The sequence below is a fragment of the Dyadobacter sp. HNCC25DJ184 genome (assembly GCF_056895215.1).
On record NZ_JBXHAQ010000010.1, the window covers coordinates 221,309 to 236,643 of the forward strand.

The window sequence follows — 15,335 nt, forward strand, 5'->3', positions numbered from 1 at the left end:
AGCTTTTGTAACAAATATAGTATTATTGATAACTAGACACTTAACATTATGAAAATTGGAATTATTGGAATGGGCGGAATCGGAAGTGCCTTTGCGGGACATGTGGCCAAGGCAGGATATGAGCTGATTATAAGTAACAGTCGCGGGCCAGAGACGCTACGTGCCACGGCTGAGCAACTGGGGCCAAAGGTAAAAGCAAGTAGCGTTCGGGAGGCGGCCACTGCAGATATCATTTTTCTAAGCGTAACCTGGCCACCGCTCAAGGATATTGCAGCAACCATATACGGGGAAGGAAAAATTATCATAGACGCGACAAATCCTTTTTTACCGAACTTCCAGGTTGCAGATTTAGGAGGTAAAACGTCGTCCGAAGTGGTAGCATCATGGATTCCGGGAGCAAAGGTGGTAAAGGCTTTTAATACACTTGCAACTGCTACGCTAGCTGCTGATCCTGCTGAAAATGGAGGTAACCGCGTAATGTTTTATTCTGGCGATGATGGAGAATCGAAAGCTGTAGTTGCTGAAATTATAAGCCGTATAGGGTTTGCAGGTATCGATCTTGGTTCGCTTTCACAGGGCGGTAAACTGCAGCAATTTCCCGGCGGATCTTTGGCTACCTTAAATTTGATCAAGCTGTAGACCGTCTCTCGACAGGTTTTATTCGGAATGGTTTTTATATAAATGGTGATGAGCAAAACACAACAAATGTCTTCAAAAATTTTAGGTGTGAATTGAAATCTCATTTTCGTAAATAAACAATTGACTATCAGTGCTATGCCAACTTTTGACAACAAAATTCGCCAGATTGCATTATTGATCTTTATTCTGGGACTTACTATTCTGCTATTCAAAGAGTTGATCGGTTTTTTGCCGGGTTTTTTGGGTGCTTTGACTATCTATATATTGAGTCGGGGTTGGTACTATAACCTCACAGAGAAGGGGTGGAAAAAAAGCCTCACAGCCCTGCTTTTTCTTGTTGGGTTTGTGGTTTTGATCGGCATTCCGTTGTTTTTCACGGTACGTCTCGTTTTTACCAAAATTGAGATGGTGATGAACAACTCTGACGATATCGTTCAGGTGTTCCAGTCTGTTGTTTCAAAAGTCAATGAGTGGGCGGGGAGTGAGGTACTGAGCGCGAAGAACCTGGAAGAACTACCAAAAATTCTCACTACAATGCTCCCCAAGGTCTTGAATAGCGGGGCGGGCATGGTTGGTAATTTTCTGATGCTCTTGTTTCTATATTTTTTCATGCTGGTTGGTGGGCGTCAGGTTGAAGATGTCCTTGCCAGGCATATACCCCTAAAAAAGCAAAACGTAAAAATCCTCGCCGAAGAAACCAAGACAATGGTGAAGGCAAATGCGATTGGAATCCCGCTCATATCCATTATTCAAGGTGTTTTTGCTATTATAGGCTATTCCATTTTCGGAGTTAAGGAGGTAGCTCTCTGGGGATTTTTGACAGCCATATTTGCTTTTTTCCCTGTGGTAGGTACCACGCTGATATGGGTTCCGCTGGTAATTAATCTCTTTTCAACGGGCCACGACGCTCAGGGTATAGGACTGGCAATTTATAGCCTGGTGGTGACAGGAAATGTCGATTATCTGGCCAGGATTACCCTACTCAAGCGCATTGGTGATGTACATCCGGTTGTGGCGGTATTGGGTCTGATTGTAGGGTTGAAACTACTAGGCTTTTGGGGCTTCATTTTTGGTCCGCTTCTGATCAGCTATTTCTTGTTACTGGTCCGTATATATATCAATGAGTTTGGCACGACCGCTGAGAAGAAGGAAGTTATGGTATAGTAAGAACCATGGTCAGATTTTGTCAGAAAATGGTCATTTGATTTTCATTTTCTGGAAGATAGCGCCTTTTAAAGTCAAATCTGCCTTTCGGTAAGCTATGCGTTAATACTTTGTTTTCTACATTCTTCATCTCTGTTTTACAGATAGGAGTATCAAATTCCTGACTTCTGTCAGTGCTTAACCCGTGTTTTTTCGTCTGAAATCGTGATTCATTTTCGGCGGAAAAAGGGCGGGTTTTTCGTTAAATCTTAATTTTGAGTACTATAATAAGTTCATTTTTAGCTCCGAAAAGGCTAATATTGCACATCTTTTAAATAGACTTCCTACATATGACGAATACCCTTTTTGATTTTGGAATGATCGGACTTGGCGTAATGGGGCGTAACCTGTTGCTAAACATGGCCGACCATGGCTTTTCTGTTATAGGTTTTGATAAGGATGCAACAAAAAATGAGGCACTTGAGAAATCAGCTTCAGCGGGAACGACAGTAAAAGGCGTTCAGGATTTGGCACATATGGTTAGCCAGTTGAAAAGTCCGCGCAAAATTATGATGCTGGTGCCGGCGGGTAAGCCTGTTGACGACGTAATTGAATCGTTGCTCCCACTTCTGGAAAAAGATGACGTTATTATTGATGGAGGAAATTCACACTACACAGATACGCTTCGTCGGGTAAAATACCTGCGTGAAAAGAGTATTAACTTCATGGGAATCGGAGTATCCGGTGGCGAACAAGGGGCTCGCACGGGCCCAAGTATGATGCCGGGCGGAGAAAAGGATGCCTATGAAAATGTACGTCCGGTTTTGGAATCCATCGCTGCCAAGGTTGACGGAGTTCCTTGCGTGGCGTGGCTCGGAAAAGAAGGTGCAGGTCACTATGTTAAAATGGTCCACAATGGCATTGAATATGCTATCATGCAGCTAATTAGTGAGAGCTACGCATTACTTCAGCACGGTGGACTTAATAACGACCAGTTGCATGAAGTATTCAAAAGCTGGAATGAAGGCGCGTTGCAATCGTTTCTGGTGGAAATAACTGCGAGTATTTTCCAGAAAAACGACGACAAAACAGACCAGAAGCTGGTAGACGTTATATCTGATAAAGCCGGTTCAAAAGGAACTGGGAAATGGACCTCTCAGGATGCTATGGAGCTTCCGGTTGCCGTTCCGGTGATTGATATGGCAGTTGCTATGCGCACCTTGTCCGGATATAAAGAAGAGCGTACGCAAGCATCACAGCTGTATGCCGCTCCCGACAAATCATACCCCGCTTCAACTCAGGAATGGATCAATCAAGTGCATGACGCGCTTTATTTCGCTACGATTTTGAGTTACGCACAAGGCCTGGCGATGCTTCATCAGGCTTCGAAAGATTTGGCGATGGAGATACCTTTGCCACAGGTAGTAAGCGTTTGGAGAGGTGGTTGCATTATCAGATCTTCCTTGTTGGAAATTTTTTCGCGGGCATACGCGGCTTCTCCTGAATTACCCAATATTCTATTGAACGAAGAGCTCGCTGCGCTTGTTGGATCTTTGGTAGGAAATACGAGAAAAGTGATTGCTCAGGCGGCACTTTCGGGTACTGCATCAGGGGGGCTGATGGCTTCTCTGGCTTATTTTGACAATTACCGTTCGGAAAAAATGCCGACAAATTTAATACAGGCTCAGCGTGATTTCTTCGGAGCACATACATATCAGCGTTTGGATATGCCAGGGACTTTTCACGCCGATTGGGCTCAAATTTAATCTTATAGATCTATGCAAGATAGTAAACGTCCACCAGCCTCGATCATATTCATATTCGGAGGAAGTGGCGATTTGAATTACAGAAAACTTACTCCAGCTTTATATAATCTCTTTCTAGATAAATGGATGCCTGAGCAGTTCGCCATTGCGGGAATTGGTCGGAGCCCATATACTGATGATGCTTATCGTCAGCACTTATTGGAAGGAGTTACGAAATTTTCGAGACGCAAAGGGAAGTTAAACGGGCACTGGACAGAATTCAGCCAGCACGTAAACTACCTTCAAATGAACGCCGACGATGAGCAGGCATATAGTCTGATCACTGATCTGGTGAAAGCCAAGGAGGCCGAATGGGGTGTTCATCCTAACGTGGTATTCTACCTGGCAGTTGCTCCGCAGTTGGTTCCTTCCATCGCAAGCAAGCTGGGGGCGCTTAAAATCTGTTCGGATACAAGCAGCACACGCATCGTGGTTGAAAAACCTTTTGGTCATGATCTTCAAAGTGCTCATGAACTCAACACGCTGTTAACCAGCATGTTTGAAGAGGAGCAGATCTTCCGGATCGACCATTATCTTGGAAAAGAAACGGTTCAGAATATCATCGCGCTCCGTTTTGCAAACGCATTATTCGAGCCGCTTTGGAACCGTCATTATATCGATCATATTCAGATCACGGCAGCGGAAAGTGTGGGGTTGGAAGGTCGTGGTGGATATTTTGAACATGCAGGTGCATTGAGAGATATGGTTCAAAACCACATATTGCAGATATTGTGCATGGTGGCGATGGAAGCTCCGGTGTCGTTTGATGCCAATGAAATCAGAAATAAGAAGGTGGATGTATTGAACGCAATCCGGAAAATTGAACACAGTCAGGTGCACGATTTTGCCGTAAGAGGACAATATTCTTCTGGCTGGAAAAAAGGCACTGAGGTAGTGGGATATCGCGAGGAAACGGGTGTAGATCCAAATTCAAATACTGATACTTTTGCGGCTGCAAAATTCTATATCGACAACTGGCGTTGGCAGGGGGTTCCGTTTTATGTTAGAACTGGAAAATATCTGCACGACAAGGCGACACATATCAATATCGAGTTTAAGCCGGCACCTCATTACTCTTTCCCGGCGGAAGCTGCCGAAAGCTGGAGATCTAACCGGTTGACAATCAGTATTCAGCCAAATATGGATATCAGCGTTCGTTTTCAAGTAAAACGTCCGGGACAAACCATGTCGCTTGATCCTGTGGATATGAAATTCCATTATGAGGAGGCGGAAGGTGAACACGCACCAGAAGCATACGAAACGTTGCTTTTGGATGTGATGGAAGGAGATGCTACGCTGTTTATGCGGGCTGATCAGGTGGAAGCTGCATGGAAGGTGATTATGCCGATTTTGGAAACTTGGGAAAATCGCAAACCTCAGGATTTTCCGAACTATACGCCGGATTCATGGGGACCGGATGAAGCGGAGGCACTTCTGGCCCGCGACGGTCATACCTGGATTAATTTTGTGAATACAAAACATAGCTAAAAGTGGAGTTACATATCTCAAAGGATGCCGGGCAGTTGAGTGAATCTCTGGCCGAATGGATCAAGAACTACATCCTGGATGTACTTAGTCAGCAAGATCGTTTTACCTTCGTCCTTTCGGGAGGCAGCACGCCGAAGGTTTTGTATCAATTGCTCGCTAATGAGCCATATCGTGATGCAATTGCTTGGGAGAAAATGCATTTCTTCTGGGGCGATGAGCGATTCGTACCTTTTGAGGATGATCGTAACAATGCAAGAATGGCTTTCGAAACCTTGCTGAACAAAGTTGGTGTTGTTCCATCGCAGATTCATATTATGAAAACGGATATCGAACCTGCGGAGTCGGTGGCAAATTATGAATCAATATTGCACCAATATTTCCGAGATTCTCCGGTCACTTTTGATCTGGTACTGCTGGGTATGGGCGATGACGGACATACTTTATCGCTTTTCCCGGGCACCGATGTGATATCGAAAGAAGATGCGTGGGTTGACGCTTTCTTTCTGCCGTCTCAGGATATGTTTCGTATAACGCTGACAGCCCCCGCTGTAAATATCTCTTCGGCTGTTGTTTTCGCGGCCGCCGGAGCAGGTAAGGCAGATGTATTAAAAGAGGTTCTGGAGGGCGAGTCCAACGTTAATACCTATCCTTCTCAGATTATTAAACCTGAAAATGGGAATTTGCACTGGTTCGTCGATGAAGCTGCGGCTAGCAAATTGACAAAGTAATATGAAATAACAGACCGACCTATTCTTGAGTCTTTGAGGTCTTTCAGTAAAGCGGTATCGATCCAGGTTATCTGAGTCGATACCGCTTTTTTGGTTGTTATGCTATTGTAGGCTAACAAGTCGCACATCGCTGGCAAAGCTTTTTCTACTATACGTTAAACGGGAAGTGACATCGATTCTGGTCCTCGGAAAGTGATTGACAATCTCCCGATTTTTTAAGAAAATGTAATGTGTTGATTGCCTTATCTTTATAGTTGTAGGATATAGAAATTCATAAAAGAGACAGTGTCTACACATTCGTTTTTTACTCAAAAACAGCACACTACATACACATATCGGCGTTTTCAAATCCTAATTTGAACCGAAATCTTGAGGAGAAAATCTACATCCTGAATGAATCTGCTCAACGTGTGGAAATATCTACTCATATGAAGTTTTGAGTTTACGCCAATAGATTAGGGAAAGAGTAGTAAATTTAGAAATAGAACAGACCCGACCGAAAAGAAGGGCCGTAAAAAGTTACAGTTAGAATTAAATTTTTCTCAGTTGCTCTATGCAAAGACAGACGCAGACGCAAAAGCAAACACTTAAGTATTCTCCTCTTCAGATTCAAATGCTCAATCTATTGCATTTGACAACTATGGAGTTGGAACAGCGCATCAAAGAGGAGCTTGAAGAAAATCCCATATTGGAAGAGGGGAAGGAAGAGAATACGACCGAGGAGACCGGCGATGAGTTCGGTGACGACATTAACACAGGTGACGACGATTCGTCCTCCGTCCAGGATTATTATGACTGGGATGAATTCCGCGACGACGATATACCTGATTATAAAACATATTCGAATAACAACTCACCTGATAATGAGCTGTATACCCGTCCTATGGTGGAGACCATATCGTTTCGGGACGATCTTAAGCAACAGGTGCACTTCCTTCAATTAGATGAAAGGCAACAACTCATTGCAGACTTTATTCTTGACTCTCTGGATGAGGATGGATTTTTGAGAAGGGAATGTGATGTAATTGCTGATGATATATCTTTTGCCAATAGCTTGTTTATTGATTCTGAGGAGGTTGAGCTAATGTTGCGGGTGATCCAGCAATTGGAGCCAGCAGGTATAGCAGCGAGTGATCTGAAAGAATGTTTGATCATTCAGCTCAATCGTTTAGAAGTTCAGGACAAGATTTGGAAGGCAGCGTTCAGGATTATTTCCGATACTTTCGACGAATTGGGAACCCGTAATTATGACAAAATCATGCGGGTGCTTGGCCTGGATGAGGAATTACTGAAAAAGGCGATTCAGCTGATCACAACCCTCAATCCAAAGCCGGCATCAGGTCTTAGAAACGATTCAATTGTAAATGAAAGCATCAAGCCTGACTTTTTGTTATGGTATGCTTCAGACGGGGAAATAGAAGTTCAATTGACTTGGGGAAACAGCCCGGCGTTGAAAATGAACAAAGTTTTCACCGAGATGGTCGACAAGAAAAAGGACAAGGCTACCAATCAGTTCATCAAAAGTAAAATGAATTCAGCAAAGTGGTTCATCGATGCAATTAAGCAACGAGAGAATACGATGTTGAACACTTTGAGAGCAATTGTTAAACTCCAATATGATTATTTTCAGACGGGAGATATCAAGAAGTTGCGCCCTATGATTCTAAAAGACGTCGCAGAGATCATCAATATGGATATTTCGACCGTTTCGAGGGTGACAACCAATAAGTATGTTCAGACGCCATTTGGTATTGTTTTGCTAAAAGACCTTTTCACCGAAGGTGTAACGAACGAGGATGGCACGGAAGTTTCTAACCGTGAAATTCAGGAAGCGATTCGTGAGATCGTGGAAGTAGAAGACAAGCGACATCCATACAACGATCAACAGATTACCGATATGCTTGCAGAAAAAGGGTATTCGGTGGCCAGAAGAACGGTCGCGAAGTACAGAGAACAGTTGAATATACCTACGGCAAGATTGAGAGTCACCATTTGAATTTAGCCTAATTACTAATATTTCATGAAAAAAATAGTTGTTGTTGATGATGAGGCAGACATTTGTTTTCTGCTGAAGAGGTTTTTGTCAAAAAATGATTTTGAGGTAGAAACAGCGCAAAACGGAAAAGATGGGCTGGAATTGATTGCGAGAGTTTCGCCGGATTTAGTGATGACGGACTTCCGCTTGGGAGATATTACCGGAACAGAATTGTTGACGGCTATTAAATCGAAAATGCCGAAAGTGCCGGTATTGATTATCACAGGCTATTCAGATATCAAGGTAGCAGTAAATGTTATGAAACTGGGGGCATATGATTATATCACCAAGCCCCTCTTTCCTGACGAGATTTTAGTGACTGTTAAAAAAGCGCTGGCCGACGCTGAGTCGTCTGATGATCAGCAAGAACAGTTTGTAAATAACGCACAACCGAATTCGGCGGCACCGGCTGTAAAAGCAGGAAGGAAATTCTCGACGCGTTCAAAACCAGGATACCTGACTGGTGAAAGTGATATTTCTGAAAATTTATACAAGCAGGTTGATCTGGTAGCACCCACGAATTTCTCTGTGATCATATATGGTGAAAGTGGCTCAGGAAAAGAGGCGATCGCTCATGAAATCCACAACAGATCGAACCGTAAGGATATGCCATTTGTGGCGATGGATTGCGGTGCAATATCAAAGGAACTGGCTGGAAGCGAGTTGTTTGGCCATGAAAAAGGTTCATTTACAGGCGCTTTGCAAACTAAAATCGGGCATTTTGAGCTCGCCAATGGCGGCACGCTATTCCTTGATGAAGTGTCCAACTTATCATATGAAACACAGGTTGCTCTGCTACGTGTAGTTCAGGAACGAAAGATGAGACGGATTGGAGGTTCAAAGGAAATTGATCTGGATGTACGGATCATTGTTGCGAGTAATGAGCGATTGCTCGATTCTGCAAAAAACGGAAAATTCAGAGAGGATCTATACTACCGTTTCAACGAATTTACCATTGAAGTGCCAGCTTTGAGAAATAGAAAAGATGACCTGATGATTTTTGCTGAAAGCTTCCTTGAATCGACTAACAGAGAGTTGGGTAAAGATGTGAAAGGGTTTTCGAAGGAGGTTATCAATGACTTTCTGAACTACTCCTGGCCAGGGAATTTGAGAGAACTGAGGAATGTAATCAAAAGATCAACGCTGTTGTCAGATGGTGATTTGATTGAGGAAAAGGCGCTTCCATTTGAAATAGTCAATTACAAAAGGCTTAAAGATTTGGACGACGAGCAGCCGGTTATTGCGCACGTAACAGTTACTCATTCTGAAACGGCTGAAGGGGATGATACGAAGCCCAGCCTGAAAACAGTGGCCAACGAGGCTGAGTATGATATGATTATGCAGGTGCTACGCGATGTTAATTTCAATAAAAGCAAAGCCGCAAGGTTGCTGAATATAGATAGAAAGACGCTTTACAATAAAATGAAACAATTTGACTTGTAAGCAGGAGACGGTGGGAAACAGCAATATGCTCAGGCGCTAACGTTGCGATTATGAATAGCAAAATTATTAACGTGTTGCTCGTTGATGATGACGAGGATGATTATTTCCTGACGCAGGAGTATTTCAACGAACTGATCGGCTGGAAGTTCAGCGTTACATGGTGCTCTAATTATAAAGACGCGCTGTATCATATCAATCACTTCAAATACGACCTGTATTTGTTTGATTATTTGCTGGGAGAAAGCACAGGGGTTGATTTGGTAAGGGAGGCCTGTGACGGCGGTTGTGAGGAACCAATTATCCTTTTAACGGGAAGAGGTGACACCTCCATCGCGGTGGAAGCATTACGACTGGGGGCGGCTGACTATCTGATCAAGGGAGAGCTGAACGGAGAAATTCTTGAGAGAAGTATCCGGTATGCGCTTGAAAGAACTGCTGTGTTGAAAGCGCTGCGTCACAGCGAAAAACGATACAGGAGGATTTTTGAAGACTCTAATGATTTCCTCTTTATCAGTGACTTATCAGGAAAGATATTAGATTGTAATACCGCCGCAACCCAGTTGACAGGATTTTCGGAAAAGGAGTTGCTTTCCATGAATATCCTCAGGCTGATAGGAGATCCTCAGTTCGAAGCCGTTTGGAAAAACATTGAAGAGGTGAATATACACGACTTTGAAGTAACACTCTCTGGCAAGGAGTTCAATGATAAAAAGATTGGACTTTTTTCGGCAAGTGTGGATTTTGAGGAAGCAACACCTTTCGTTCAAGGGCGCGTTTATGATATCACGGCTCGAAAACAATCGGAAAAGGAACGTCTGTTTTCTGAGAAAATGGCCGTCACAGGACGGTTGGTAAGAATGCTGGCCCACGAGGTTCGCAATCCGTTAACGAACGTGAATCTTTCTGCCGAGCAGCTGGAGATGGAATTGCAAGACGAAGATCAAAAGTTTTACACACAGATCATCAAACGGAATTGCACCAGAATTAACGACCTGATCACTCAGTTGCTGCAGCCGTCGATATCCGCCGATATTGTTCTTACGGACAACAACATCCATGAGGTACTTGAAGCGGCAATCGCATCAGCCTATGACCGCGTTAAATTAAAAAGAGTCGCGATCAATAGTACCTTTGAAGCATTCGATTTCATCATTCCCCTCGACCGCGTTTCGCTTGAAATGGCCTTTCTTAATATGATCACCAATGCCATCGAGGCCATGGAAGAGGATACGGGAATTCTTCACATAAGTACCAAAAATCTATCAGGTGCCTTGCAAGTGGTGTTTGCTGACAACGGATCGGGCATTGACGCGGAGAGCCTGGAGAAGATTTTTGAGCCGTATTTTAGCAAAAAGGACAATGGTATGGGTATTGGTTTAGCAACCACACTTAACGTACTTCATGCACACAATGCCCGCGTTGACGTGCAGTCTGCAGTGGGAGAGGGGACAGTGTTTACGCTCACGTTTACAGGCAGAAGTTAAGTCGTTAAAGAGAAAAGGTATTAGTCCCGGTCAAGAGTTCTTTCTGACTGGGACTAATACCTTTTTTATTTTATTGATCGTAAGGATTACAGACCAATTCCACCCGATACTTCGATGCGTTGACCGTTGATCCATCTTGCATCTTCCGTACAAAGGAATGCCACAACGCCTCCAATATCGTCAGGCAAGCCTACCCTTCCCAAAGCAGTTAAGCTGGCAATATTCGCATTAACGTCCTGGTTATCTCTCACGTGGCCACCGCCAAAATCAGTTTCGATAGCTCCCGGAGCTACTACGTTAGCCGCAATATTTCGCGAACCCAATTCTTTGGCCAAATACCTCGTCAGTACCTCAACAGCCCCTTTCATAGAGCCATATGCCGAGGAACCAGGGTAGGAAAACCGGGCAAGTCCGGACGAAATATTAATGATGCGTCCTCCATCGTTAATATGGGGCAGTGCCTTTTGGGTAAGGAAGAAAACGCCCTTGTAGTGAAGGTTCAGCGCGGTATCAAATTGCTCTTCTGTCGTTTCGGCAAAAGGTGAATACAGGGCTGTTCCGGCATTATTAATCAGGAAGTCGAAATTCGTACTGCCTGTTTGCTCTTTCAACGATTCCGTCACCTTCTGAAAGAAACCATCAAATGATTTGATATTGCCAGCGTCCAGTTGAAATGCAGTAGCCTTTTGACCAAGATTCTGGATCTCTGCAACTACTTTGTCGGCCTCCTCTTTGTTGCTATTATATGTAAGAATCACATCGATTCCTTTCTTGGCAAGGTTAATGGCCATGTTCTTTCCTAACCCGCGGCTTCCGCCGGTTATTAGTGCTATTTTATTTCTAGTGCTCATTTTGTTTAATTTTTGATACTGCAAAGTTGACCGGTTTATTCCGTTGCAGACTTGCGCGTATCAATCCGCTTTTTGCAAAATTCAAATATCCCCTTATTATAAAAACCGGAAGGAGACAGGGTTTTTATAGTTGAATCCCGCTCAGAAAGGTGTAATGCTTATTATCAATCAGATCAAACTTTCGTATTATGTTTTGAAGTTGAATCAAAAAATGAGATCCGTTCATATTTTTGCAACGAATTTCGGGAGCCCTGCGTATTCCAGAATATTCCAGCGAATATTATGAGAGCCATTTTTACCCTTTTTTTTACACTGCTAATTTTGGGTCATGCCTCGGGCCAGTCGACTTCGGATTATTATCGTAAAACGATTCCGGGAGAATTTAGCCGGAAGAAAATAACAACCGAATCATTCCTTAAAAAATCGACGGGTGAAGTCAAGATCAGAAACCGTTGGTACGTTGGCCTTGAAGGCTTTTTAAGAAATGATGAGAACACAATCTCGAACACTTTTGATGGATTAATTGATACCCAGTCTCCAACGGTGGCAGCCTTTGGTGCTAGTCTCGGATGGGTGGCGCGCGAGAATTGGACAGCCGAACTGGAATATGACAGAGCGGCTGTCCATAACGTGTTGATTATTAATGGAGACAATCCGCTCATATACCGCCTCGAAAACGATAAGAACATGATCACTATTCGTGGAAAGCGGAGGTTGATTTTTGGAAAGTCAGAGTCCAGAAAGTCTGCCTTTTGGTTGGGAGCTGGCGGGGTGGTTATTCCCAATTCGGGGAAACAGAAAAGTTACATGGAATTCTCCGGCTATAAGGAAAGAGGAAGAAGGCAGGGAATTGATACCCTTTTTATGACGAGTGATACCTATGCAAATCGTGGTGTCACGTTGCTGGCGGAAGCGTCTGCCGAGTATGTAGTGAAGCTTTCCAAGTTGCTGGATATGAGTATATACGCGCGTAAACAGTGGGGTTTTACGGATTCAATGACAACGAATCTGGCCTATTCCGTAAATGGTGTCGAGACTGAGCAATCTGTTATCAAAGGCAATGGAACCGGTTGGAGTTTTGGACTTTCCTTACGCTATATGCTCCATCTGGGGTATGATTTTGGTAGTGTATCGGGAAGTACTCCTAAAAGTTCCAGTAGTGGCATATAGGTTTTCTGAATAACCCACTAGAAAAATCCCCTGCCATTCACTTGGCGGGGATTTGACTTTTAAACAACATGAGTTGCTATTCTGATTTCAAACTTTTCACTGGATTAACCTTTGCGGCGGTAATTACCTGAAGTCCTACTGTGAGTATGCCTATCGAGACCGTTAAAATAGCGGCAATAGCAAAAGTGAACCATTCCATATTAATCCGAAATGGATAATCCTGCAGCCATTGGTCCATGGCGAAATAGGCGACAGGAAACGCTATGATCAAAGCTGTGGCAATCAGTATCAAAAAATCGCCGGATATCATAACCGTAATATTTGAGACCGAGGCACCCATTACTTTCCGAATACCGATTTCCTTGTTTCGCTGTTTTACTACCAATGAAGCAAGACAATACAGACCAATACCGGAAATGATAATGGCAATTGATGCAAAGTAGGTGAATATCTGTGTCTGCCGCTGTTCGGACGCATATAGCTTTTCAAGTTTGTCATCGACGAAGGTATATTTAAAAGGCTCCTGCGGGAAAAATGTCTTCCACGCATTTTCGATATAACTTAGCGTTTCGGGCAGATTGTTATTTTCTATGCGGATGTAAGTAAGAGCAAAAGTACTTTTGGGTAGCAGTTGGTATACCAATAATGGGCTCTTCTCTTTTAAGGTAGTCAGCTGAAAATCATTAACGACACCAATGATTGTTCCTTGTAGCGCACCCTGACGAACCACATAATTCACTGGTTTAGTAATATTTAAGGCCTTTACCACTGATTCTGAAACAACGATAGGCCTCGATGCGTAAATGCCTGGATCCTTGCTTTTTGAGGCAAGTGAGTCAAAATCAATTGCATCACGGGTAATATTTTCCGAAAACAGACGACCTTCTTTTAATTTAATTCCTAGAGTTTTCACGAGATCAAAATCTGCACTTATAAATGCAAAATCTAGGCGTTTGGTAGTATCAGATGGATTGGGCATACTTGAGGAAGTGCCGAAACCGCCGCCCATGTTAATATTCGAAAAACTTACATACGCTATATTCGGGTAGTCTGTAAGTTCTTTCTTGAACGCGGATTGATGATTTTCTAAGTTCACTGACGGGAGAAACAATAAATGGTGCTTATCGAAACCCAGTGGTCGGTTTTTCAGGTATTCAAATTGATCCCATATCACAAGGGTACAAATAATCAGAATAGTTGCTAACGAGAATTGGGTAACGATCAAGACTTTTCTCAAACCAAAATTCAAAGGGAGACCTTGTTGATCATTTTTTAATATACCTGCTGGCTGAGCTCGGCTTATAAAGAGAGACGGATAAACGCCCGAAAGGATACCTGAGATTAGACCCAAAGTAACGAACAATGAGATGTTTGGAAGGCTGAAAAGGTAGGATAGTGGTAATTGAATATTTAACATCGAGATAAAAAACGGCCAGACCAAAGAACTCAATAGCATCGCCGTCATTAGGGCGATTCCAAAGAACAAAAAGGATTCGCCGATAAACTGGAACGCCAGCTGCTTCGTGCTGCTCCCCAAAGTTTTACGAATACCCACCTCTTTAATTCTTTGCAGGGAACGGGCGGTTGTGAGGTTGATATAATTAATACACGCTATGGCCAGAATAAGCAGGCAGACTCCTGCGAAGATATATATGTATTTGATATTGACAATGTTGTCGACCTCACTGCTAATATCAGATGCTCGGAGGTGCAAATCGGTAAGTTTTATAAAGCCTATATTTTGTTTATGGTTTGTCTTGTATTTTGCGAGAAACCCACTCATTTTTTGTTGCAATTTCCCAATATCACCCTCTGGCTTTAAAAGAATATACTGAGTTCCGAAAGCGCTGTAGGATGTAAAGTCTAATGTATTTGGAGCATTATCCTTATTCATTTCAAAAATAATATCGGCTTTGAAAATTGTATTGGAAGGAACATCGTGGATCAAGCCTGTTACTGTGTATGCTGGTGGGGAATTTTTTGAGTAGTTAATGGTTTTTCCGATGGGGTTTTCTCCGGGGAATAATTCTTCCGCCGCTTTTTGACTAAGTACTACCGATTGCGGTCGAGAAAAACTGGTAGATGCATTTCCGTAAACAAAAGGGAGATTAAATACTTTCAGGAAATTGGAGGATCCTATCACCGAATTCAGTGTATGTGGTTTCCCACCAACCCACACTGTTTGTTCAAAATCCGAGAAAGCAGTATGGTCTTCTATTTCAGGAAATTCTGCGTTAAGAGTCGCCCCAAGGACGTCTGGGACTTCAGCTGTTTTAATAAATGGTTCGGTTCCCTTTTCCTCACTGATGATTTGATAAATTCTGTCGGAGTTGGAATAATGCTTGTCAAACGACAGTTCATAGGTGAGATATGCAATGATTAAAAACGCACTCATCAAACCGACACTCAGCCCTGCAAGATTTACGAAAGTGTATTGAAGGTTTGTTCGAAAGCTTCGGAGAGCGATAGAAAAATAATTTTTGATCATATAATTTGTCGTGAAGCGCGATTCAATGACACTTATCCAAGATAGGTATCTTCAACTATAC

At 43.1% G+C, this 15,335-nt stretch carries 11 protein-coding genes; 9 read left to right on the top strand and 2 right to left on the bottom strand.

Annotated elements, in window-relative coordinates; translation table 11 throughout:
• The first annotated feature begins 48 nt into the window (after positions 1-48).
• The 8 genes from AC1XUD_RS16715 to AC1XUD_RS16750 all read left to right on the top strand — a co-directional run bounded on the left by AC1XUD_RS16715 (position 49) and on the right by AC1XUD_RS16750 (position 10,765).
• Positions 49-639 carry an NADPH-dependent F420 reductase gene (locus AC1XUD_RS16715; RefSeq protein ID WP_483362171.1) on the top strand — a complete coding sequence of 197 codons (591 nt, stop codon included), beginning with the start codon at positions 49-51 and terminating at the stop codon, positions 637-639.
• Positions 640-774: 135 nt separating this feature from the next.
• Positions 775-1,803: an AI-2E family transporter gene (locus tag AC1XUD_RS16720; protein ID WP_483362172.1), complete on the top strand. Its 1,029-nt coding sequence runs from the start codon at positions 775-777 to the stop codon at positions 1,801-1,803.
• Between the two features lie 329 nt (positions 1,804-2,132).
• Positions 2,133-3,548 (top strand): NADP-dependent phosphogluconate dehydrogenase, encoded by a 1,416-nt coding sequence (gene gndA / locus AC1XUD_RS16725; RefSeq protein WP_483362173.1) that lies wholly within the window; start codon positions 2,133-2,135, stop codon positions 3,546-3,548.
• A gap of 12 nt (positions 3,549-3,560) precedes the next feature.
• Positions 3,561-5,075, top strand: coding sequence for a glucose-6-phosphate dehydrogenase (gene zwf, locus AC1XUD_RS16730; protein WP_483362174.1), 1,515 nt, complete (start codon positions 3,561-3,563; stop codon positions 5,073-5,075).
• Between the two features lie 2 nt (positions 5,076-5,077).
• A complete protein-coding gene (gene pgl / locus AC1XUD_RS16735) occupies positions 5,078-5,803 on the top strand; it encodes a 6-phosphogluconolactonase (protein ID WP_483362175.1) in 726 nt (241 codons plus the stop codon).
• A gap of 553 nt (positions 5,804-6,356) precedes the next feature.
• Complete coding sequence (gene rpoN / locus AC1XUD_RS16740; RefSeq protein ID WP_483362176.1) at positions 6,357-7,799, top strand: RNA polymerase factor sigma-54; 1,443 nt, start codon at positions 6,357-6,359, stop codon at positions 7,797-7,799.
• A gap of 24 nt (positions 7,800-7,823) precedes the next feature.
• Positions 7,824-9,281: a sigma-54-dependent transcriptional regulator gene (locus tag AC1XUD_RS16745; protein WP_483362177.1), complete on the top strand. Its 1,458-nt coding sequence runs from the start codon at positions 7,824-7,826 to the stop codon at positions 9,279-9,281.
• Between the two features lie 50 nt (positions 9,282-9,331).
• Positions 9,332-10,765, top strand: coding sequence for a two-component system sensor histidine kinase NtrB (locus AC1XUD_RS16750; RefSeq protein WP_483362178.1), 1,434 nt, complete (start codon positions 9,332-9,334; stop codon positions 10,763-10,765).
• An 86-nt stretch (positions 10,766-10,851) separates the two neighbouring features.
• On the opposite strand, the gene AC1XUD_RS16755 is transcribed toward AC1XUD_RS16750, so the two are convergent.
• Positions 10,852-11,616, bottom strand: a complete 765-nt coding sequence (locus tag AC1XUD_RS16755) for an SDR family NAD(P)-dependent oxidoreductase (RefSeq protein WP_483362179.1) — start codon at positions 11,614-11,616, stop codon at positions 10,852-10,854.
• A gap of 282 nt (positions 11,617-11,898) precedes the next feature.
• Here AC1XUD_RS16755 and AC1XUD_RS16760 point away from each other — a divergent pair, with 282 nt between their 5' ends.
• Complete coding sequence (locus AC1XUD_RS16760) at positions 11,899-12,786, top strand: hypothetical protein (RefSeq protein WP_483362180.1); 888 nt, start codon at positions 11,899-11,901, stop codon at positions 12,784-12,786.
• 76 nt (positions 12,787-12,862) lie between these two features.
• On the opposite strand, the gene AC1XUD_RS16765 is transcribed toward AC1XUD_RS16760, so the two are convergent.
• Complete coding sequence (locus tag AC1XUD_RS16765) at positions 12,863-15,274, bottom strand: ABC transporter permease (protein WP_483362181.1); 2,412 nt, start codon at positions 15,272-15,274, stop codon at positions 12,863-12,865.
• Positions 15,275-15,335 lie beyond the last annotated feature (61 nt).